We start from the raw sequence: 22,204 nt of genomic DNA, 5'->3' as shown, positions 1-22,204 counted from the left end.
GGAGGTGCGTAGAATGTTGGAATCTTGGAAAAAATCAGTGCGGGGTAAAATAGCCCGAACGGCGTTTGCCGCCGTAACCTCGGCTGCGTTGTTGCTATCCGTGATGCCATCTGCATCGGCAGAGCATTGGGCATTAACTGGCGATGTGGCGGTACATGATCCATCCATCACGAAGGAAGGCAATGCGTGGTATATTTTCTCTACGGGTCAGGGAATACAGGTACAAAGGTCGGATGATGGACGCAATTTTTACAGATTGCCGCAAATATTCCTGTCACCGCCATCATGGTGGAAATCGTATGTACCTAAGCAGAAGACTAATGATGTATGGGCACCGGATGCTCAAAAGTACAATGGACGTGTGTGGGTTTACTATTCCATTTCTACTTTCGGGTCACGCATTTCGGCCATTGGATTGACTTCAGCAACGAGCATTGGCGCGGGAAGCTGGAGAGATGATGGACTAGTGCTGCGTACGACGGATTCTAACGATTATAATGCCATTGATCCGAATCTGGTCATTGACGCTTCCGGTAACCCGTGGCTTTCCTTCGGTTCCTGGAATTCAGGCTTGAAAATTACCCGTTTGGACAAGAATACGATGAAACCTACGGGCCAGATCTATTCCATCGCTAAGCGTACCGCTGGTGGTTTGGAGGCTCCGCATGTTATATATCGTAACGGCTATTATTATCTGTTTGCTTCTATCGATAACTGCTGCAAAGGCGTAAACAGTAATTACAAAATCATTTACGGCCGCTCCACCAGTATCACTGGACCGTATGTGGACAAGAGCGGTAAGAATCTGATGGATGGCGGTGGAACCGTACTGGATGCAGGGAATGACCGTTGGAAGGGACCAGGCGGTCAATCTATCTATAACAACAGTGTGATTGCGCGTCATGCGTATGATGCCACTGATAACGGAAATCCAAAGCTGCTGATTAGTGATCTGAAATGGGACTCCGCAGGTTGGCCTACGTACTAAAAAATGTGGGCTACATGGAGTCATCCATATAGCGATCTTACCTAGGTATATCCAAAAACTGTTCCTCCATAGGAGGAGCAGTTTTTGGCTTGCAATGCCATAGAAACATGCTATTATAAATCAAGTTGATAATAATTATCATTATCGCCATCGTCATGAGCGTTATGGTGGTTTCAGGTATGGAGGGAGTGACCTCACGATGCAGTTTAAAGGCAAAACGGACAAACATGCGGCTCGGACAGAAGGCACAGCTCCCGAAGTAGCCTTGGTAGCCCGTCCTTTACTCCGGGCGGGCCGGATTCGGCAGGCGCTGCTATTCATAGGTTCTGCTGTGTTGCTGGCCTTGGCTATGTTTGCCGCGATTTCCCTTGGAGCCAAGGACTTGACCTTAGGCACGGTATGGGCGGCGATATTTCACTATGATCGTTCATTGATGACACATCAGATCATTCATGAGCTGAGATTACCGCGTGTGCTGGGGGCGGCTGTCATCGGAGCTGCATTGGCGGTAGCAGGCTCTCTGATCCAAGGTATTACGCGCAATCCGCTGGGAGATGCAGGTGTGCTGGGCATTAACGCAGGAGCGATGTTCGTGGTCGCTGTGAGTTTTGCCTTTTTCCCCAACCTTCCTTATGGGACGTTAATCGTATTGTCGTTCCTCGGGGCGCTGATGAGCACCTTGCTGGTATTTGGTCTGGGAGCTTCCGCGCCCGGGGGATTGACGCCGATGAGACTGACCGTATCCGGAGCAGTGACGGCTGCTCTGCTAGGCTCTATGACTTCGGGAATTGCGATTTATTTTAACCTGAGTCAGGATTTAGCCTTTTGGTATGCGGGCGGTGTCGCAGGGATCAAATGGTCACAGCTTGAGATTCTTGCGCCGATTTTGCTGATTGTGATCGCCTGGTCTATGGGGCTGGCACGCTCTATTTCACTGATTTCGATGGGCGATGAGGTGGCGCTGAATCTTGGATTAAATCTCAAGCGTATCCGGCTGCTGGGTCTGTTGACCGTGGTAGTACTGGCCGGATTGTCCGTATCTGCAGCCGGGGCCATCGGTTTTGTAGGGCTGGTTATTCCGCATATCGCCCGCAAGCTGATTGGTGTGGATTACCGCCAGATCGTACCTCTGTCTGCGTTATTGGGAGCTGTGCTGCTGGTGTTGGCTGATTTGGGGGCGAGAATGGCGAATCCGCCCGAGGAGCTCGCTATTGGAATTATGGTGTCCTTTATCGGAGTGCCTTTTTTCCTCTTTCTTGCCCGTAAGGAAAGGAGGGATTTGTAATGAGTCGCTCTTTAGGAACCGGGGATGCAAGAAGGACAAAGGCTTTGATCGTCTGCTTGGCTTTGGCGGCGATCAGCTTTGCCGTCATTGTATTGAGTTTGAATACCGGAACGATTCGTATTCCACCGCTGCGTGTGCTGGATACACTGTTTGGTGGTGGTAGCGGGCGTGATCATATCGTTCTGTTCGAATACCGTCTGCCGCGTATCGTTGTAACGGTATTGGCCGGGGCCGGATTGGGAGCAGCCGGGGCTGTTATGCAGGGCTTGTCGCGGAACGCACTCGCTGACCCGGGGGTGCTGGGGCTGCACGCGGGGGCTGCGTTAGGACTGGTGATGTTCGTCAGTTTCTTTCGCGATCTTGAAGGATCGGCAGCCGTGCTGATCCCCCTGTTTACTTTTGCAGGAGGTGTCGTGGCGGCGGTACTGATTGTGCTGTTGTCCTATAACCGGAACAGAGGAATCGTGCCTGTGCGTCTGATCCTGTCCGGCATCGGTGTAGCCTCGGGCCTCAGCGCAATAACGCTGTATTGGTCCTTGCGACTCGATGAGGATACTTACGCGTTCACCGCACGTTGGTTGGCTGGCAGCGTATGGGGCCGGGACTGGATACATGCGGCGGCTTTGCTGCCGTGGATTGTTATTGTGCTGCCCTACGTTCTGTCACAGACGCGCAGCCTGAACAATCTGTCGCTGGGCGACGAGACGGCGGCTGGAATCGGCACGAGTGTGAAACGGCAGCGTCTGTTGCTGCTGGGAGCAGCCGTGGCTCTATCCAGCGCCAGTGTGTCTATGGCTGGAGGCATTGGCTTCATTGGGCTGATTGCGCCTCATCTGGCTCGCCGTCTGGTTGGGCCAATGTATCAGCATTTGCTGCCGGTTGCTTGCTTTGTCGGAATCGTCATTTTGGTCACTGCGGATACGATTGGACGTTCTGTGTTTCAGCCGAATGCGATTCCGGCGGGTGTGGTGGTTGCTGTGGTAGGGGCTCCGTATTTTTTATTTTTGCTGTCCCGTACGAAATGACAGATGGAATAGGTACATAAACCAACAAGCAGAAGCTTTCTATATGGATCATTTTAGTTGGAGCTTCTATGACATAGGAGGAATAGTGATGAAAAAAAATGGATTCAAGCGTTCATGGGTGGGCATGGTTCTTATTTTATGTATGGTGATGCTGTCCGCTTGTGGACAAGCAGCAGACAACAAAGCTGCCGATACGAAAGCGGCGGACAACAGTGAGAAAACGGTCAGTGCGGATTCGCGCATTGCTTCCATGTCCATTCATTTGACGAACAATCTACTGGCGCTGGGTATTACTCCGGCTGGCTCGGTCATCGGTGGAGATGTTAAGGACTTTTTACCCCATGTAAAAGATCGTCTCCAAAATACCCGCAAGCTGGGCGTTGTCACAGACCCGGATATGGAAGCCGTGCTGGAGTTGCAACCTGACCATATTTTTCTAGACAAAAAATATTCGGGAACCGATGTAGCCAAGTATGAAAAAATCGCGCCAACCGAGGTCTTTGATCTGGACGAGGGCACATGGAAGGATCAACTGAAAAAAATAGCTGTTATGGTCAAGCATGAAGCGCAGGCGGACGCTTTCCTGAAAGATTACGATGCCCAACAGGAACGGGTTAAAAAGCTGATCCATCAAAAAATCGGCGACGGAACCGTGATGGCTATTCGTGTTACGGCGAAGGAAGTCCGTGTGATGGGCATGAAGCGCCCGGTAGGACCGCTGTTGTATCAGGATTTGGGCTTGAAGCCAGCCAAGGGTGTGGAAAAGATCAACAAGGCATATCAGGTCGTATCCCAGGAGGTTTTGCCGGATTATGATGCCGATGCGATCTTTGTCATTATCAGTAAAGGCGCGGATGCCCAAAAGGTGTACACACAACTGGAAGGAAACGCGGTATGGCAAGGACTCAAAGCAGTGAAGCAGGGCCATGTCTACATGCTGGACGGACAGCCTTGGCTGGACTATTCGGCAATGGGACACAAAATCGCTCTGGATAATGCAGAGCGACTTTTTTCCAAATAAGCTTTAACGTATATCAAAGCCGTATTCCCAATGCACTTATTGCAGGCGGGGAATACGGCTTTTTGGCGAACACCTAAGCTGCAAGTCGGATGCCAGATAGTTCCCAGGTCAGCCGACAGCCGCTTTCTTTTCTGATATTATTTACGTAATTGGGAGTTGTAAAATAACCAAAAGAGCCGCCGCAAACAAAAATCGGGCAGCTTCGGTATACATGAGGATTGCGAGTTATGAACGTTTTTTGCGCAAAAAAATCGGCTTGAGTCCAATAAAGCCGATGGCGGCAAGGATCAGATTCACCCAGGGTGAAATGCTGAACACGGGCAGTGCGCTGCGCAGGGCCAACCCTGCGACCAGAATCACCACGACTAACACGACATACAGCAAGATGGACTTGAGGTCTATGCGGGGCTTCACGGGCGTATAGTCTTGCTGTGCTTCCTCTCCTTCCTCCGGGCGGTCCATAAAATTCATCAGCGCTTCAACCAGCAGAATGGCCCCTGCGGCGATGATGATCAGGGTGGACAGGTTAACTTTTTCAAAAGGAGCAACATCTCCGCCTGTGAACGTTACAAACCATCCGATGATCGCCTGTGTCAAAAAAAACATGGACAAGGCAATCCAGGCAATAAGCGTATAATTTTTGGCTTTATTCATTTCTTCCTCCTGCTTTGCGGGCGTATTCCGTCTTGCGGAACCGCCAATACGTAACAAAAACAGTATACGTGAGTAAGCTGCGGATGGCAAAAGGCTTTATCTGCGTAATGTATATTACCGCTGCATTCTCCTCAAACTGGATAAAGGGTGAGCACGCGGAGCATCCTGAATGTAAATGTGGAGAGGATGTGGCATTATGAAGCTGGATAAGCAAGCTGATTATACGGTTAATAAACGGCTGGAAGCCGCTCCAGTTAGAAACAGCGTGGAGACCTTGCCTGTGAACGTGAGTCATCGGAGCGTTCAGGGGACATTCCCGACGTACCGTATTCTGGACGATGCTGAATGGGCTCAGGATACCGAGTTTGCAGGTGATCTGGGCGAAGAGAGCTACCGCAGCTTATGGCATGAGGATCAGAATAGCGGTGCCTCTTGCAGACTGGAATGGGAGGGGCGCACGGAGACCCACGAAATGTTCAGGAACAGCTACGAATAGTCTGCTGGATGAAGTTAATTTTCCCACCAAGTAATGCAATATGGCGTTCTTCGTTATCGTTGCGGGGAGCGCCATTTGTTCGTTTTTTCTCCGTTATAACTGACAGGTTGACAAGGAAGCAGGGCAATGATAGACTGACTTTACTATAAAACTTATTAAACTTATCGGAATTAAAGTGAATGGATATTTTGCTGAGCATCCATGTTACAATATACGTTTGACATATTCGCTTTAAATCATTAGTTATCAATCAGTAATCATTACAAGAAGCTTCGCAAGGTAGGGTTGCCCATGCAGCATAGCAGCTTGGTGACGGTGAAGCTTGAAACAGGGGGACAATCATGATGGAACGGCAAATTGGAATTCGCTTTGAAAATGAGGAGCTGGCCGCAACGATTCATTATCCGAGCAATCCGAATGAAGGAGACCGTCAGAGACGGGTACCGCTCGTAGTGATATGCCACGGATTTGTGGGCAATCGTATTGGGGTAGATCGGTTATTCGTAAAGACTGCACGTGAGCTTGCGGAAGGGGGATATTTTGTCCTGCGCTTTGATTTTGCCGGTTGCGGGGAAAGCACGGGTGACTACGGCAAGCAAGGGCTGGAGTCGATGATTAATCAGACACGTACCGTGCTCGATTATGCCGTAAATTGTGCAGACATCGACCCGACCAAGGTGACGCTGATCGGTCACAGTTTGGGTGGCGCGGTCGCCCTTCTCACAGCGGTACGGGACAAGAGAGTACAAAATCTGGTGCTTTGGTCGGCGGTCGGCTACCCGTTCAATGACATTGTTAAAATTACGGAGCGGAGCGTGTACGATGAATCCGTGAAAAGCGGTCAGGCCGACTATTTGGGCTACAAGTTCACACCTACTTATTTTGAATCGCTTGCCCAGTTCCAGCCGTTTCAGGAGGCCGTCAAGTTTAACGGGGATGTGCTCGTTATTCACGGAACCTCGGATGATATCATTCCTGTGGACTATGCGTTCCTGTTTCAAAAGGTATTTTGGATGCGTCCAGAGGGACGTTGCGACAAAGAAATTATTTTTCAGGGAGATCATACCTTCTCTTCCGGTAAAGAACGGCAACGGTTGATCGACCGGACGCTGGAATGGCTGGATGAGCAGGAGAATATTCAGAGGGATTGGCAGCACTGGATGATCTGATTTCAGGCTGTAACGGATTGTATTGGAAATTGCGCCTCCACCGGAGTAAAATGGAAGAGTAACACTATACTGGCGTGTGGAGGTTGGCAGCGATGACATTACCCTCAATTTTTGTTGCGCATGGTTCACCGACACTGGCTTTAGAAAACAATGCATACACCAGCTTTCTTGCAGAGCTGGGCGCGAGCCTGCCCCGACCCAAAGGAATAGTCATTTTTTCCGCGCATTGGGATAGTGCTGATCAATGTATCGGCGCGGATGATCAGCATGCAGCGCTGCACGATTTCTATGGCTTTCCTGAACAAATGTACACACTCGATTACCCTGCACCCGGCGATCCGAAGCTGTATGAGGAGATAGAGCATCTATTCAGTCAGCATAACCTGTTCCACCAGCCGGTTCGGAACCGGGGACTGGATCATGGAGCATGGGTGGTTTTGCGGCATATATATCCTGATGCGGACATCCCGGTCGTCCCGCTCTCCATTGATTCTAGGCGTGCTCCGCAGGAGCAGTATGAGATTGGGCGGATGCTGGCACCGTTGCGTGAACAGGGCATTTTGATCATCGGTAGCGGCGGGTTGGTCCACAATTTGCGAACACTCAAGCAGACGAATGAGCCTGCGGATTGGGCGGTTCAATATGATGACTGGATCGGTCAGCAGCTTCAGGACTGGAATTTGCGTCATTTGTTCCAATATGACAAAAAGGCTCCTTATGCCAAACAGGCGGTTCCCTCTTATGGGATAGAGCATTTTTCACCGCTGTTTTACGCGATGGGGGCTGCGGATGACCAGCGCTCGGCGAAGAAGCTTTTTCAGTCCTATGTCCTGGGCTCACTGAGTCTCAATTGTTGGGCTTTCGGTCAAGAACGTGATACGTAAATGTGAAAAAGAACTTCCGAATCCACATGGCTAGTGGGAATGGAAGTTCTTTTGTGTATATAACGGGAGTTACTGTAGGGTGTGTTCCTGTAAAACTTGATCAGGAAGTGGGTACGTTCTTTTTCAGCCAGTCGGATACCTGTGCAGTATGTTTATCCCCGTTTTGATCCAGTAGCGCCACGAAGGCTTTTAGTTTTTGTACATAAGGACTAGCTGAGCCACTGTTGCGTTGAATTACCAGTTGATATCCTTTTTTGGCGTTTGGATGAATCTTCTTGGTATCGTAATCGAATAATGGCGTATTGTTTGTGCCGTAGAAGGTATAGAAATAGTACAGATCATGCAATCCTTTGACAGCTAGTGTACGGTTGGAATGAGGATATTTGTTTAAAAAGTCTTCCTGTGCCAGCACCCGTCCAGACAACTGCTGATATCCGATATGCAGCGCGGCATCCTTGGTAGCCGCCTGTCCAGATTCCACTGCCATGATGTCAATATAGCTGCGGATATCTGCCGTGGTGTGCTTTCCGAAAACTTTATATTTTTCATAGTTTATGACAGGATAATACATACCTTCTGCGGTTTCCAGTTTGTATCCGGCATCTCTGGTTTGGGTCAGTAATTTCTTCAGGTTCGTATCTTTGGTGCGGCTAATTACATTTGTGAACGAATCGCCGGGTTTATAAATAGTATTGATTTTGGTCTGAACAGAAGCTGGGTATAAGGCTTGTGAATAAGAATCCAATTGCTTGGTCTGTGCATTTTCCAGATGAAGCGTCATGATGGTGGCTTGAGAGGCTGGAATGGATTGAATGTGTTTTTGCAAATAAGCGAATGCCTGAGGTAGCTTGCCGGGTTGACGCAGCAGTTGCTCGAAGGTCTTGGAGATACCTTGAACACTTTCCGATTGAGACGTTGTTGTAGTCGATACTGCTGCTTCGGCTTGTGATGGATATCCCAGCCCCATAGTTTGTACTGTGAAAGTTACTGTCGCGAGCATGAGGTAGGCTTTGGTGATTTTTTTCATGATATAACCCTCCATGGCTTTCTTTGGTGTAACTTATAAGCCAGAATGGAGCATCGTAGCTGCACAAAGCTGAAACATATAAAACAAAGCAGCATTGCTGCACAAAAAAACAACCATTAGCCCGGAGGGTAACGGTTGTTTTTTGGGTAGCTTAAGCTATTTTTCGAGCGGGATCTGCTGGAAAGGTATCTTTATTTTTACGGAACAGTCCACGCAGGAAGGGCAGTACCCAACGATCCAAGCCAATCCGTCCAGCGTTTGCGCCAGCAACGACAAGGAAGATTTCAAACAGCAGGTAGATTGCATTGGTGCTTACTGTGCCCGAGAACAGGAACGAGAAGTTCATGACCATTGCCATCAGAGCAGCTAATGTAGTCAGTGTACCAAGAAGCAGGCCAACTCCGACCAGGAATTCACCCAGTGGGATCAGTACGTTGAACAAACTGACATTTGGCAGGGCAAAGGCTTCAAGGAACGATCCCCACCAGCCTTGTACAGCGGGATGTTCTCCGCCTGTTTTAGCAATGGCCCCCGAGATAAATCCGCCTGCATCGAATCCGCCAGTCAGCTTCTCAAGTCCATGGGTCATCCATTCATATCCCAGATAAACCCGTACTACAGTCAGCAGCCACATTGCTACTTTATTTTCACGCAACCAGTTGTTAAACATTCAAACCACTCCTCTTTCGTATCTTATATTGTTGTTTGTATTTCATTTGGTTTGGGATGATCATCTCTGCTACACCCTTATTGTATTAGGTTCAGTTACAGTTATTTGTGATGAAAATCACAAAGTCTGAATATTTTTTAAATTTTAATGTCTTCAGATAAGTATTCTATAGAGATAAGGTGTTTCAATCAAGACAAAAACAGGAAATAACGCTTATAATGAGAAAAATGTCTAACTGGAGGGATGAACTTGTCCGGGCCCATTTTTAATCGAAGACGATGGTTGCGTGTGATGACCTCGGTTTTGCTATGTATGACCATGATGTCTTGTTCTGCTTTGTCCAAATCGGGTGAATCAGAACCCGCACCTCAACCGCTTAAGCAAGAAACACAGCCGGAGGCGCTTGAGCCGCCCAAGGAATCGACTATTCCGGCATTTACAGCTCCGCTTACGGGTCTTCCGGTGCAGCATCCTGTTCTGGAACGACCGCTTGCCATTATGATTAATAACGCTCCAGCCGCACGGCCTCAGGCGGGACTTAGCGAGGCGGACATGGTATATGAAGTTCTCGCGGAAGGTGGAATTACCCGTTTGGTAGCTTTTTTCCAAAGTCATGGTGGAGATGTGAAAATAGGTCCGGTCCGCAGCATCCGGCCTTATTTGATTGAGCTGGGTGAAACTTATGGGGCATTGCCGATACACGCCGGGGGAAGTACAGATGCCTATGCGATTTTACAGCAGCAACGAAAGGAGCATCTGGATGAGATTTCGAATGGGGGAGCTTACTTCTGGAGAAGCAAGGATCGCCGTCCTCCACACAATCTGTACACAGATGTGAACAGACTTCGCCAAGGAAGTGAAAGCAAAGGCTACATCAGGCAGACTGTGGTTCCGGTATATAACTACCTGAAATCCGGTGAAACCTCGGTCATGGGAGACGAGGATGCAGTATCTTTACAAATCCGCTTTTTGCTTAAAAGCTACAAGGTATCTTACACCTACGATCCGTCTGATCAGCAATATAAGCGTTTTGTGAACGAAAAGTCACATGTGGATCAAAACAATAACAAGCAGCTCTCTGCGGCAAATGTCATTGTGATGAGCACCAGGCACCAAACGCTGGATGATGTAGGCAGATTGAGCGTTGAGCTGAATGGCAGTGGAGAGGCCATGGTGTTTCAACAGGGACGGCTGATACATGCTGAGTGGCAGCATACGTCCGGTGATGCGATTCGTTTTATGAAAAATGGAGTTGAAATTCCGTTAGTACCAGGTACATCCTATATACATGTGGTTCCTGCGGACGTTTCGTTGAACGAGCATGTAAGTGTAGAAGCAAAGTAAAGTAGATGAAATTCACCTTTTAAGGTATATATTGTCGGATAATGCACTTCCTTGTCGGGCAATGTATACTTAATATTGTGAAATTTGCCTTTACAAACTTTACAAAAACATTGATGAGTGTGATAAGATAGCAAAGGTTGTCTAATGCAGTCGAAACAGGTTGCGGATATTTTCGTAAAGGGGTAATCGTTAATGAGATTGAAGAAAAAGGATATATTCTTCGAGACGTTGGAAAATATGGCAGATACAATCGTGCAAGCAGCCGATTATTTTGCCCAACATACTTCAAATCTTCAAGATGTGGTTCTGTTTACTAATGAAATGAAGAAGTATGAAAATAAGTGTGATGATTACACACACACGATTATTACTGAGCTGAACAAGACCTTCATTACGCCGCTGGAACGCGACGACATCATGGAACTGACAACGACCATGGATGATGTGCTGGACGGTCTGGAAGCGACGGCCTCTCGTTTTTATATGTACAACATTACGGAGCCGGACGAGTATATTGTGCAGTTCGCTGATATTTTGCGTCAGTCGGCTTATGAAATTCAGAAGGCTGTACATTTGCTTTCACAGAAGAAGCTGCTGGCCATCCGTGAATACACCATTCGCCTGAATGATTTGGAAAACCAGGGGGATGAGCTGTTGCGTATTTGCATCAAAAACCTGTTTGCAACTGTGACTGATCCCATTGAACTGATTAAACGCAAAGAATTGTACGAACGCCTAGAAACGACAACGGATTCATGCGAGGATGTTGCAAATATGCTGGAATCCATCATTATGCGTAACTCGTAAGGGAGTCCTTTTACATGGATACAAGTTTACTGGTATTGGGTATTGTTATTTTTCTTGCTCTGGCATTTGATTTTATTAACGGTTTTCATGATACAGCGAACGCTATCGCAACCTCGGTATCTACCCGTGCGTTGACGCCGCGTCGTGCGATTATAATGGCTGCGGTCATGAACTTTCTCGGAGCCATATTGTTTACAGGGGTTGCCAAGACGATTGGTGGCAGTGTCGCTGACCCTACCAAGCTTACGAACGGGATTGATATCGTCATTGCGACGCTGATCGCAGCGATTATCTGGAATCTGCTCACATGGTGGTTCGGTATTCCTTCCTCATCTTCCCACGCATTGATTGGTGCGCTGGCGGGGGCTGTGTATGTAGGTGCCGGATCGGAGAAATTGAACTGGAGTGGCTTCATCGGAATTGTCGAGGGACTTATTTTCTCCCCGCTGATTGCTTTTGTAATCGGTTATATCGTAATGATGATTTTAAAATACATCTTCGCTCGTCGCAGTCCGCATACGGTGAACAAAGGTTTTCGCACGATGCAGGTCATTACGGCAGCGATTCAATCGTTCACGCACGGTACGAATGATGCTCAGAAGGCAATGGGGATTATCACGTTTGCACTCGTTTCGTCGGGTTATCAGGATCATCTGGAAGTGCCGATGTGGGTTAAAATTTCGGCCGCAACAGCAATGGCGCTCGGTACGTCCATTGGGGGCTGGAAGATCATCAAGACGATGGGCACCAAGATTTTTAAAATCGAACCGATCAATGGCTTCGCTGCTGATATTTCCGGTGCTTCGGTAATTTTCACAGCCACGTTGCTTCATTTACCGGTAAGTACCACTCATGCCATTACTTCGGCTATCTTGGGCGTTGGTTCTGCGAAGCGTTTTTCCGCTGTGCGTTGGTCGCTGGCTGGTCGCATTGTCATTACTTGGGTTATTACGATTCCAATTGCTGCCTTATTGTCAGGTTTGATTTTCAAAATTCTTTTTTAGTTCATCATTATTTCTTGGAAAATAAGTACACACTATAGGATACACAATAAGCTTCCGTCCGCTTTTTGCGGCAGGGGCTTATTGGCATTCAAGGAGTAAAAACAGGTCTTTTAAACCTTACCCGACCAGACAGATCCATGAAACATTATAAAAAAAATATCTGACATCAAAGTAGTCAATTTTTGATAACTCCTGTAGAATAAACAGAAAACTTTGAACCGTTCAACTGACTGGAGGAACTTATGCAAAAATCTAGAAAACGAATAGCACTCATGATTTGTCTGTTTTTTGTGGTTGCCCTGGCCGGTAATTTTGGCGTAGTGGCACATGCAGAAAACAAAACAAAATATGATATTGGCACGGATTCAACGTTCGCGCCTTTTGAGTTTGAAGATGTAGATGGTAAATTTGTCGGAATCGACATGGATCTGCTAGCTGCTATTGCCAAGGATCAGAATTTTGACTATACCATTAAGCCTCTTGGCTTTAATGCGGCAGTGCAGGCCCTCGAAACGAATCAAGTGGACGGCGTCATTGCCGGCATGAGTATTACAGATGAACGTAAGCAAAAATTTGATTTTTCTGAACCGTATTTTGATTCAGGTGTGGTCATGGCGGTCCGTAAGGATAATGATACGATTAAACGCTATGAGGACCTGAAAGGGCAGCGTGTCGCTGTCAAAACAGGAACAGAAGGCTACACGTTCGCAGAGTCCATTAAGGCCAAATATGGCTTTACTACGGTTCCGTTCGATGATTCCTCTCAAATGTACGATGAGGTTAAGACTGGAAACTCAGTTGCATGTTTTGATGACTATCCGGTGCTGGCATACGGAGTGACACAGAATAATGGACTCAAGCTTGTGACAGACAAGGAAAAAGGCGGTTCTTACGGTTTCGCTGTCAATAAAGGCAGAAACCAGGAACTGGTGGAGAAATTTAATGCAGGGCTTGTGAATCTTCGCAACAGCGGGGAATATGACAAAATCATGTCCAAGTACCTGGGCGAATCCGGCAAAGGTGCGGCACCTGTAGAGCGTGGTCGTTGGGAACTCATTTCCGCTTCTCTGCCTTCGCTGATCAAAGGAATGGGAAATACGCTGCTGTACACGCTTGTATCCCTGCTGGTAGCTTTTGTGCTGGGTCTGGTGTTCGGCTTTATGAAGGTGAGTCACAATAAACTGTTCCGTGGTATTGCAACAGTTTTTGTCGATGTTTTCCGTGGTATTCCGCTGATCGTACTTGCTTTCTTTATTTACTTTGGGATTCCGCAGGCACTGGATTTCAAAATGCCGCTCTTTGTTGCAGCCGTACTGACGTTGTCTCTGAACGCGGGAGCTTATGTGACAGAGATTATCCGTGGCGGTATTCAGTCCATTGATCCGGGACAAATGGAAGCGGCTCGTTCGCTTGGCTTGCCATACCGGACGGCTATGCTCAAAATCATTTTGCCGCAGGCTGTGAAAATCATGATCCCGTCGTTTATTAATCAGTTGGTTATTACGTTGAAGGATACGTCAATTTTATCCGTTATCGGTCTGGTCGAATTGACCCAATCGGGTAAGATCATTATTGCGCGGACGTTCCAATCCTTTGATATTTGGCTGGTGGTTGCGGTGATGTATCTTATCGTCATTACAGTCCTGACCAAAATTTCCAACCGTCTCGAAGGGAGAGTTCGCCGTGGGTAAAATTATCGTCAAGAACCTGAAAAAAAGCTATGGCAGTAACGAAGTACTGAAAGGCATTGATATGCAAGTACAGGAAGGCGAGGTTGTCTGCGTCATTGGCCCCTCGGGTTCGGGGAAAAGCACGTTTTTGCGTTGTATTAACATGCTGGAGGAAATTACCGCAGGCGAGGTCATCGTGGATGACTACAACTTGAGTGACAAGAGTGTGGACATTAACAAGGTCCGTGAAAATATAGGCATGGTGTTTCAGCATTTCAACCTGTTCCCGCATATGACGGTGCTCAAGAACATTATGTTCGCGCCGACAGAGCTGGGTAAACAGTCCAAGGCAGAGGCACGGGAGACAGCCTTGAAGCTGCTGGAGCGTGTGGGCTTGTCCGATAAGGCAGATGCATTGCCAGGACAGTTGTCCGGCGGTCAGAAGCAGCGTGTAGCGATTGCACGCGCGCTGGCCATGAACCCGGATGTTATGCTGTTTGACGAGCCAACCTCGGCGCTTGATCCTGAAATGGTCGGAGAGGTGCTCGGCGTCATGAACGATCTGGCCCGTGAAGGCATGACGATGATGATCGTGACGCATGAGATGGGTTTTGCACGCGAAGTAAGCGACCGTGTCGTGTTCATGGACGGCGGCTACATCGTGGAGGAAGGAACGCCACAAGAGGTATTCGGTAATCCGCAAAATGAGCGGACGATTAGTTTCTTAGAGAAAGTATTGTAAGTGGGGCAGGGTTTGTGGATGTCGTCGGGGATGTGCTCGTGTGTGACGCTCCGCAGTCCATTTGATCTTACGATCGCTGTTGCCCCCGGATTTCCTGAATAAGCTCATGGCTGGAGAAATCCGGGGGCAAAGGCGAGCGCTGACGCTTCTTCAGATTCAAATGTACCGCTGCGCTACTACTCGCTGATCCCTCCTTTCTTCGCAAAAGCATGCCCCATTCTTTTGGGGTGGAGCAGGAGGAGGGAATTGGCGCAGCGCTGTGCTTGCTGCGCTGGGGGAATAACGAGGTAAGTATTATATTCTGGTAGTAGATCCATTTTGCTTTTTTTAGAAAATGAACTAAAGAATACAACGAGTTGAACGAGAACGAAGTGGGCGGAATGGTGCTGTACAAGCGCTAGCGTTCGCCTTTGTGCCCGGATTTCTACCTTTAAAACTGATTCAAGAAATCCGCAACAGCGATGGGAAGCACCATCCGACCGCGGAGTGGCACTTCGTGGACGCAGGTGGTTGTTCTTTTATGTTGTTTATTTTCATAAGTGGAGGGCTTACTTTGAAGATCAGGACGGCTAGAGAAGAGGATATTCCAGCCCTAGCTTATTTGATGGAGGAATTGGGTTATCCTACATCTGTAGAGGAAATGAAATTGAGATATGATCGTATCGCTTCTAATTCTAACTATCATACCCTGGTTGCCGAACTTGAAGGGGAAGTGGTGGGGATGGTTGGGTTACACTCTGATATCTTTTATGAAAGAAATGAAGATTATGCGCGTATCGTTGTTTTTGTGATGGATTCAAAACATCGTAATAAAGGCATCGGCAAGGCGCTAAATCAGGAAGCGGAAGCTTGGGCCAAAGAGAATGGTTTGGTTGCCATTGCTTTGAACAGTGGTAATCGGAGTGAGCGACAGGATGCGCATCAATTTTATCGACGGTTAGGCTATGAAGCGACAAGCACAGGCTTTGTGAAATTAATTGAAGCATAGTTATCATTATAAGTTAGCTTCTTATCAGATAGAGATATGGAACATATCGTTTGAGTTGGATTTATATTTTATAAGGATATCTTGGGGGATTGTGATGGCCCGGAGATATCCTTTTCTTTATTTGGCTGTATGAAGCATGAATATGGGGCTTGAGATTTGTATAACGCTGAATAGCTTATATACAATGTAAATAGAATCAAAGCAGTAGTGTTAGGCGAGGGGGGCGTACGGTGATACGTACATTGGTTATAGGCCATGATCATCAGGTGACGGTGGGGCTGCCACTGGATCAGATCGTCATGGAGGATTATATATGGATGTGGGTGGATTTTAGCGAGCCTACCGATCATGAATCGGAGCTGCTGACGAGTTATTTTCATTTTCATCCGTTGGCTGTAGAAGATTGTTTGCATGTTCTGCAACGTCCAAAACTGGATTACTACGAGGATGTGCAATTTCTGGTGGTACATGCGCTGGATGTAGATACATTGGATGCGGAAGAAGTGGATATGTTTATTAGCAGCCGTTTCTTGGTGACATACCATCATCATGAACTGGAGGAGCTGGATCAGGCTTGGGAACGGATTGTCCAGCATGCTAACGAACGCAAAATTTGGTCGCGTGGGCCGCTGGCTGCGGCTTATACCGTGGTGGACAAGCTGGTGGATAACTATTTCCCGAGTTTGTTCATGATTGAGGATGAGCTGGCAGAGCTGGAGAGCCTGGGCGGGCGTGAGTCGGTGGAGGACTTGATGAAGCAGGTATTTGCCCTGCGAGGCAGGCTGCTCAAGCTGCGCCGTACGATTGTGCCGATGCGGGATTTGATGTACCGGGTTCTTAATTCGCAGCATGTGCAGGGGAAAGGAGAGCATATGGCCTATTTTACAGATGTTTATGACCATCTGCTAAAGCTGACCGACATGCTGGAGGCCGACCGCGAGATGACAGCCGACCTGAGAGACAGTTATATTTCGTTAAATTCCAATCGTATGAATTCGATCATGAAGACGCTGACCGTCATTACGACAGTTTTTATGCCCCTGACGCTGATTGCGGGTATCTATGGTATGAATTTTTCGTATATGCCCGAGCTGGGCTGGAAATACGGTTATTTTGGAGTACTGTTCTTTATGTTCATATTAAGTGCGGCGATGGTAATCTGGTTTATGCGTCGGGGCTGGTTCAAATAAAATAGCCTACTTTCTTTTGCGCTTGCGCGGACGTCTGCGCGGGGTAGTGGTGCTTTTGCGCTGCGTCTTTTTCCGGCGTGGGCGCGGTGGTGTGTATTCATCCAATTCCTCGGCGATTTCCGTTGCAGAATTTTTGCCCGCGGATTTGCCGAATGCTGGGAGCGCGCCCATAATCAGCTTCGCCATCGGAGCAAACTGCTGCACGCTGGACATGACCTTTTGTACCTTGCCGAAAGTAGCGACAATCCCGTCAATACCGCCCATACGGTCAATGATGCCTTTAATTTCGCCGAGATTGGGAAGGTTACCAAGGTTGCCGAGACCGCCGAGCAGTCCTCCTTTGGCCGGGACCGGATCAGGTGTGACCACGGCGGCGGATTCTGTAATACTTGATGGCGCCTCATAAGGCACGAGTCCGGAGGAATCGACTTGCGGAACATCGCTGTACGGGTCGAGTCCCGGATACGAAGATGAATTATACGGATCGGAAAGGGAACGCTGTGGCGGCCTCCGATGATAGTAGTGTCCAGGCATGAGATCACATTCCTTTGCAGGTTGATACTCTACTGTATGTTACAAACGCACAGTGGGTTTAGGCGCGTGTCCCGAAATCAGGTATAAAAGCGGATTTGGGCTCAAGCACAGTACGATCCTGCTGAAAAATAATGCTGTTCTGTGATGCGTGAAATCGTTAACGCTTGAAAAACCGACTATTCCTCGGGTACAATGGGGATAGATCGTAACCTTGGGAGATGATAATCCATGCAGCTCAAAAAGCTTAATGATAAAAGTATTGATCAATTGTTCGAAGCCATCCTAACTTTAAAAAATTTGGAAGAGTGCTATGTATTCTTCGATGATTTGTGCACAATTAATGAAATTCAATCCCTCTCTCAACGTCTGGAAGTTGCCCGTATGCTGGGCAAAGGCAGTACGTATAACCAGATTGAAGCAGAGACGGGTGCCAGCACAGCTACGATTTCACGTGTTAAACGTTGCTTGAACTACGGTAATGACGGGTATAAATTGACACTTGAGCGTCTGGGGCGCTAATGCGAAGCCCTGGGGTACTGGTCATTAGTCATGGCTCAAGGGAGTCGTATTGGGTGGAACAGGTGGATCAGGCAGCCGCAGAGCTTCATTTGCCGAAGGACATGCCGTTAGAGGTTGCATTTTTGGAAACGGTTAAAGGAAGATTGATCCAGGATGGTATTGACCGTTTGGAAGCCCGAGGTGTGACAGATTTGCTGGTTGTGCCCTTGTTTATGTCGTCCGGCAGCACGCATGTAGACGAGATCAGTTATGCGCTGGGAGTCAAGGATACGCCAGACAAAGAAACGGATTTGGAGCCTTTTCGTGTCAAGGCGCGTGTGCATTTTGGCAGTCCGCTGGATGATGGAGAAGATGTGGCTCACATGGTTTGGGACAAGGTTAGCCCATTGTCGGTCAACCCTGCGAGAGAGACTATTTTGCTTGTGGGACATGGCAGTGTGCATGATGGCTTTTTTCAGCGCTGGGAGCGAGGGATTTCTTCGTTAGCCCGTACGGTGCAAAGGGTGAGTAGTATCGCAACGGACTACGCCTTGCTGAATCCTGAGAGTGTATATGATAAAGTAGCGTATTGGAAGCAGGAGCGGGGTCATGATGTTATTGTGGCGCCGCTTTTTTTAAGCTCGGGATATTTTACAAGTCATATCATTCCTGGACGATTACAGGGGCTTGAATACCGTTATTCAGGAGATCCTCTGCTGCCGCATCCCCTGCTCACAAGCTGGATGAACGGGCAAATTCATGAACTGCTGCAAAGAATGCAGAAGCAAGATTGAGCAACAGGCAGCTTGTTTCAGCTACAGCTTTATCATAGCCTGAAATTTCCGTATTTAGGTAAGCGTTGGCTTCTTTTATTGTAAAAGAGGCCTTTTTCCAGTATGATGATATTTCGTATAGAGTGAATATGATGAATGAGAATATAAACATAAATATCATTAAATATACGGGTGGCGTAACGGGAATGAAAAGTGCTAGATTGATCTATAATCCGACCTCCGGACGTGAGGAAATGAAGCGTCGCCTTGCGGACATTTTGCAGCGTCTGGATGAAGGTGGTATTGAAGCCTCTTGCCATGCAACTACGGGCGAAGGGGATGCAACTCGTGCGACAGCAAAAGCCATTGAGCGCGGGTATGATATGATCATCGCCGCAGGCGGGGATGGTACATTGTACGAAGTTATTAACGGGATGGCCGAAAAGGAAAATCGTCCGCCCTTGGGCGTATTCCCGCTAGGGACGACGAATGATTTTGCAAGGGCCTTGGGCATTCCCAAGCAATGGGAGGAATATTGTGATCTGGTCATTCGTCAAAATGCGAAGCCGCTGGATATCGGAAAAGCTAATGACCGCTATTTTATTAACATCGCGGGTGGCGGTACTTTGACCGAGCTTACGTATGAAGTTCCCAGTAAGCTGAAAACGATGATTGGACAGTTGGCTTATTATTTTAAGGGTGTGGAGAAAATGGTTAGCCTTGCCCCGCAAGAATTGATTATCAAGGCATCGGGTCAGGAAGTGATCCACGACGAGTTCATGCTTTTCCTGATTGCTAATACGAACTCGGTAGGCGGATTCGAAAAGCTGGCGCCCAGCGCGACCATTGATGACGGGCTGCTCGATGTGATCGCTGTGCGCAAATGTAATCTGGCGGAAATGATCCGGTTGGTGACACTCGCGCTGCGTGGTGAGCATTTGCAGGACAAGAAGATCGTTTATTTTAAAACGGATTACATGGAAGTAACCTCGCCCGGCTATGTCCAGCTTAATCTGGATGGCGAACTGGGTGGTACCCTGCCAGCGACTTTCCGCAATTTGCCGCAGCATTTGAATGTTTTTCGGTAAGGAATGACGGTGAGTGTTTTCGCTTTTCATCGCAGGACAGTACAGTATATGGAATGTAGAGTTGGAAGTTATTTTTCGCTGTGACGATATCGGTTCTTGCCGTTCTCCGTGGGGGGTAACGGCATTTTCGAGTTCACGGTACTGGTGTTAATGTGTAGAGCGATGACCGTATGATTATATATGGGGTTGTATGCCAATCATGAGCATAAACAGGTTTGAAAAGATTATCAGAAAGAAGTGACATCTATAATGACGACTAACCGTAGCGGACGTGGAAAAAGCCGCCGGAATGCAGCAGCTCCCATTCAAGGGAAGCCGCAGAAAAAGACCGTGCCGATGAACAGTGAAAGAGGACAAGGACAGCTTCGAGCTGGAAGCGGAAATGGAAGTGCGAGTGGAAGTGCGCAGGAAAGGGAACGGAAGACATCGGAAAAGGGACGTGGATCGCGTCGTTCTTCCGGTGGTGGACGGAGTCAGGATGCATCCAATCGCAACCGAGTCAGCGCAGAGCGTACCGATCTGCCTGTGCAAAAAAACGATGAAGCCGTGATGGACATCATTGGCATGAACCATGACGGCGAAGGTGTGGGACGCGTTGAGGGTTTTACGCTGTTCGTTCCAGGTGCGTTGCCGGGTGAAAAGGTGCGGATAAAGGTGCTGAAAACGAAAAAGCAATACGGCTATGCCAAGCTGCTGGATATCGTGCAGGCAAGCCCTGACCGGATTGCAACTCCCTGCGCCATCTACGATCAGTGCGGCGGCTGTCAGATCCAGCATATGAGCTACGAAGCGCAGCTAGGCTGGAAGCGCCAGCATGTCGTGGACGTGCTGGAGCGTATCGGGAAGCTGAGTGTGGAGGGAAATGAAGGTTCCATCGCAGGTGAAAAAACTGCCGTGAAGGTACTTCCTACGCTGGGCATGAACGAGCCGTGGCGGTACCGTAACAAAGCCCAAGTGCCGATCGGCGTCATCGAAGGCGGACTTGTCGGCGGCTTCTACGCACGTGGCAGTCATCGTATCGTGGATATGGACACCTGTCTCATACAGGACGAGCGTAACGACGAGGTTGTCGCGCGTGTCAAAGAGATTGGACGGACGCTGGGCATCAGCGCATACAATGAAGAAACTGGACGCGGGCTGCTGCGCCATGTCGTCGTAAAGACTGCTTTTCGTACAGGTGAAATGATGCTGGTCCTTGTCACGAATGGACGAGATATCCCGCACGCAGATGCCTGGATCGGCAGTATTCGTGAGCATATCCCACACGTGGCAAGCATTTGCCAGAACGTGAATACCAAGCGAACGAACGTTATTTTTGGCGACGAAACTCGTGTACTATGGGGCCGTGACGTGATCTACGATTACATCGGAAACGTCCAATTCGCTATTTCCGCGAGATCCTTTTATCAGGTAAATCCCGTCCAAACGGAAGCGCTGTATAGCAAAACTGTCGAATATGCCGGACTCACGGGTAAAGAAACGGTGATCGACGCATACTGCGGTATCGGCACCATTTCCTTGTTCCTCGCTCAACATGCGGATCAGGTATACGGAGTGGAGATCGTCAAAGAAGCTATTGAGGATGCACGGAGTAATGCGCTGTTGAACAATATGCGCAATGTGAAGTTTGAGGTAGGCGCGTCCGAAGACGTCATCCCCGCCTGGAAAGAGCAAGGCATCACCGCCGACGTCATCGTCGTCGACCCGCCCCGCAAGGGCTGCGATCCTCGCCTGCTCGAAACCATTCTGGAGATGAAGCCAGAGCGCGTGGTCTATGTATCCTGTAATCCGAGCACGCTGGCACGGGATTTAAGGATACTGGAGGATGGCGATTATAAAACAGTGGAAGTACAGCCCGTGGATATGTTCCCGCATACGGTACATGTGGAGAGTGTGGCGGTGCTGGTTAAGGATTTTATGACCCATGCGCTACAGAAAACAGATTAAATGAATGTAGGATACAAAGTGATTCTAATAAACTGTCTCATCTTTCAAAAAGAAAGCCTGACAACCGCAAATACTGGTAGTAGGCTTTGAGAACATAGGAGGATACATGTCCTGGAGCAAATTGAAGCAACAGCTGGAGAGTTTCCTCTGTCCTGCGTTATATGGAAGGGTCGAATACCGGGCAACCAGTTACTGTTATTTACCTGATAAATCTGGAATTTGTTATATTGCCGTAGATAAAAAGAACGTACTCAATATGAGTGATATAACTAGCCCAATCAGATGGTATCAGTCGGAGCAGGAAATTAAGAATGATCCCAATATCCAAGTTCCTATCAACAATGAAGAAATTGAAGCGATCAGAAAAGATACCAAGGGGACCGTTCCGGAGGATCGTCTA

At 48.2% G+C, this 22,204-nt stretch carries 24 protein-coding genes; 19 read left to right on the top strand and 5 right to left on the bottom strand.

The window, feature by feature from the left end; translation table 11 throughout:
- Nucleotides 1-13: 13 nt before the first annotated feature.
- From E0698_RS22390 to E0698_RS22375, 4 genes are all read left to right on the top strand, one after another.
- Complete coding sequence (locus E0698_RS22390) at nt 14-988, top strand: glycoside hydrolase family 43 protein (protein ID WP_192512934.1); 975 nt, start codon at nt 14-16, stop codon at nt 986-988.
- A gap of 199 nt (nt 989-1,187) precedes the next feature.
- Nucleotides 1,188-2,273: a FecCD family ABC transporter permease gene (locus E0698_RS22385; RefSeq protein WP_192512933.1), complete on the top strand. Its 1,086-nt coding sequence runs from the start codon at nt 1,188-1,190 to the stop codon at nt 2,271-2,273.
- Complete coding sequence (locus tag E0698_RS22380; RefSeq protein ID WP_134911161.1) at nt 2,273-3,298, top strand: FecCD family ABC transporter permease; 1,026 nt, start codon at nt 2,273-2,275, stop codon at nt 3,296-3,298. The genes E0698_RS22385 and E0698_RS22380 overlap by 1 nt, the downstream gene beginning before the upstream one ends.
- Before the next feature lie 88 nt (nt 3,299-3,386).
- Nucleotides 3,387-4,319 (top strand): ABC transporter substrate-binding protein, encoded by a 933-nt coding sequence (locus E0698_RS22375; protein WP_192512932.1) that lies wholly within the window; start codon nt 3,387-3,389, stop codon nt 4,317-4,319.
- Nucleotides 4,320-4,544: 225 nt separating this feature from the next.
- On the opposite strand, the gene E0698_RS22370 is transcribed toward E0698_RS22375, so the two are convergent.
- Nucleotides 4,545-4,973, bottom strand: a complete 429-nt coding sequence (locus E0698_RS22370; RefSeq protein ID WP_134911159.1) for a hypothetical protein — start codon at nt 4,971-4,973, stop codon at nt 4,545-4,547.
- Between the two features lie 196 nt (nt 4,974-5,169).
- Here E0698_RS22370 and E0698_RS22365 point away from each other — a divergent pair, with 196 nt between their 5' ends.
- The 3 genes from E0698_RS22365 (at nt 5,170) to E0698_RS22355 (ending at nt 7,522) form a co-directional block, all read left to right on the top strand.
- Nucleotides 5,170-5,469 carry a hypothetical protein gene (locus E0698_RS22365; RefSeq protein WP_134911158.1) on the top strand — a complete coding sequence of 100 codons (300 nt, stop codon included), beginning with the start codon at nt 5,170-5,172 and terminating at the stop codon, nt 5,467-5,469.
- Between the two features lie 344 nt (nt 5,470-5,813).
- Nucleotides 5,814-6,638, top strand: a complete 825-nt coding sequence (locus tag E0698_RS22360; protein ID WP_192512957.1) for an alpha/beta hydrolase — start codon at nt 5,814-5,816, stop codon at nt 6,636-6,638.
- Nucleotides 6,639-6,730: 92 nt separating this feature from the next.
- Complete coding sequence (locus E0698_RS22355; protein WP_192512931.1) at nt 6,731-7,522, top strand: dioxygenase family protein; 792 nt, start codon at nt 6,731-6,733, stop codon at nt 7,520-7,522.
- Between the two features lie 100 nt (nt 7,523-7,622).
- Here the strand turns inward: E0698_RS22355 and E0698_RS22350 are convergent, their stop codons facing one another.
- Together E0698_RS22350 and E0698_RS22345 are read right to left on the bottom strand one after the other, a co-directional pair.
- The gene (locus E0698_RS22350; RefSeq protein ID WP_192512930.1) at nt 7,623-8,549 is read right to left on the bottom strand and encodes a hypothetical protein; all 927 of its coding nucleotides are present in this window, start codon (nt 8,547-8,549) and stop codon (nt 7,623-7,625) included.
- A 151-nt stretch (nt 8,550-8,700) separates the two neighbouring features.
- Nucleotides 8,701-9,219 carry a DoxX family membrane protein gene (locus tag E0698_RS22345; protein ID WP_134911156.1) on the bottom strand — a complete coding sequence of 173 codons (519 nt, stop codon included), beginning with the start codon at nt 9,217-9,219 and terminating at the stop codon, nt 8,701-8,703.
- 243 nt (nt 9,220-9,462) lie between these two features.
- Between E0698_RS22345 and E0698_RS22340 the strand changes: the two genes are divergently transcribed.
- The 5 genes from E0698_RS22340 to E0698_RS22320 all read left to right on the top strand — a co-directional run bounded on the left by E0698_RS22340 (nt 9,463) and on the right by E0698_RS22320 (nt 14,786).
- Nucleotides 9,463-10,563: a DUF3048 domain-containing protein gene (locus E0698_RS22340; RefSeq protein ID WP_443146920.1), complete on the top strand. Its 1,101-nt coding sequence runs from the start codon at nt 9,463-9,465 to the stop codon at nt 10,561-10,563.
- A 192-nt stretch (nt 10,564-10,755) separates the two neighbouring features.
- Entirely contained in the window at nt 10,756-11,370 is a 615-nt protein-coding gene (locus tag E0698_RS22335; RefSeq protein ID WP_014279877.1) for a DUF47 domain-containing protein, read from the top strand.
- A gap of 14 nt (nt 11,371-11,384) precedes the next feature.
- Nucleotides 11,385-12,374: an inorganic phosphate transporter gene (locus tag E0698_RS22330; RefSeq protein ID WP_134911154.1), complete on the top strand. Its 990-nt coding sequence runs from the start codon at nt 11,385-11,387 to the stop codon at nt 12,372-12,374.
- A 242-nt stretch (nt 12,375-12,616) separates the two neighbouring features.
- Complete coding sequence (locus E0698_RS22325) at nt 12,617-14,065, top strand: amino acid ABC transporter substrate-binding protein/permease (RefSeq protein ID WP_192512928.1); 1,449 nt, start codon at nt 12,617-12,619, stop codon at nt 14,063-14,065.
- On the top strand, nt 14,058-14,786 hold the full coding sequence (locus E0698_RS22320) for an amino acid ABC transporter ATP-binding protein (RefSeq protein WP_149096232.1): 729 nt from the start codon (nt 14,058-14,060) through the stop codon (nt 14,784-14,786). Before E0698_RS22325 ends, E0698_RS22320 begins: the two co-directional genes overlap by 8 nt.
- A 67-nt stretch (nt 14,787-14,853) precedes the next feature.
- Here the strand turns inward: E0698_RS22320 and E0698_RS22315 are convergent, their stop codons facing one another.
- Nucleotides 14,854-14,991: a hypothetical protein gene (locus E0698_RS22315; RefSeq protein WP_192512927.1), complete on the bottom strand. Its 138-nt coding sequence runs from the start codon at nt 14,989-14,991 to the stop codon at nt 14,854-14,856.
- Nucleotides 14,992-15,198: 207 nt separating this feature from the next.
- On the opposite strand from E0698_RS22315, the gene E0698_RS27530 reads away from it, so the two are divergent.
- Nucleotides 15,199-15,774 (top strand): GNAT family N-acetyltransferase, encoded by a 576-nt coding sequence (locus E0698_RS27530; RefSeq protein WP_337916439.1) that lies wholly within the window; start codon nt 15,199-15,201, stop codon nt 15,772-15,774.
- Between the two features lie 230 nt (nt 15,775-16,004).
- Nucleotides 16,005-16,964 (top strand): magnesium/cobalt transporter CorA, encoded by a 960-nt coding sequence (gene corA / locus E0698_RS22305; RefSeq protein ID WP_134911150.1) that lies wholly within the window; start codon nt 16,005-16,007, stop codon nt 16,962-16,964.
- Between the two features lie 6 nt (nt 16,965-16,970).
- Here corA and E0698_RS22300 read toward each other — a convergent pair whose 3' ends face one another.
- Nucleotides 16,971-17,498 (bottom strand): tyrosine protein kinase, encoded by a 528-nt coding sequence (locus E0698_RS22300; protein WP_134911149.1) that lies wholly within the window; start codon nt 17,496-17,498, stop codon nt 16,971-16,973.
- Nucleotides 17,499-17,726: 228 nt separating this feature from the next.
- On the opposite strand from E0698_RS22300, the gene E0698_RS22295 reads away from it, so the two are divergent.
- The 5 genes from E0698_RS22295 to E0698_RS22275 all read left to right on the top strand — a co-directional run.
- Entirely contained in the window at nt 17,727-18,017 is a 291-nt protein-coding gene (locus tag E0698_RS22295) for a YerC/YecD family TrpR-related protein (RefSeq protein WP_014279885.1), read from the top strand.
- Nucleotides 18,017-18,790: a sirohydrochlorin chelatase gene (locus tag E0698_RS22290; protein WP_149096235.1), complete on the top strand. Its 774-nt coding sequence runs from the start codon at nt 18,017-18,019 to the stop codon at nt 18,788-18,790. The genes E0698_RS22295 and E0698_RS22290 overlap by 1 nt, the downstream gene beginning before the upstream one ends.
- A gap of 185 nt (nt 18,791-18,975) precedes the next feature.
- Nucleotides 18,976-19,857 carry a diacylglycerol kinase gene (locus E0698_RS22285; protein WP_192512926.1) on the top strand — a complete coding sequence of 294 codons (882 nt, stop codon included), beginning with the start codon at nt 18,976-18,978 and terminating at the stop codon, nt 19,855-19,857.
- A 249-nt stretch (nt 19,858-20,106) separates the two neighbouring features.
- The gene (gene rlmD / locus E0698_RS22280; RefSeq protein ID WP_192512925.1) at nt 20,107-21,804 is read left to right on the top strand and encodes a 23S rRNA (uracil(1939)-C(5))-methyltransferase RlmD; all 1,698 of its coding nucleotides are present in this window, start codon (nt 20,107-20,109) and stop codon (nt 21,802-21,804) included.
- 106 nt (nt 21,805-21,910) lie between these two features.
- Nucleotides 21,911-22,204 (top strand): SF0329 family protein (locus E0698_RS22275; protein WP_443146919.1); only part of this gene is annotated, 294 nt, incomplete at its 3' end.

The organism is Paenibacillus sp. 23TSA30-6 (assembly GCF_014858585.1).
Taxonomy (GTDB): Bacteria; Bacillota; Bacilli; order Paenibacillales; family Paenibacillaceae; genus Paenibacillus.
Note: the sequence above shows the minus strand (reverse complement) of the source record. Positions and strands in the feature narration are given on the sequence as shown.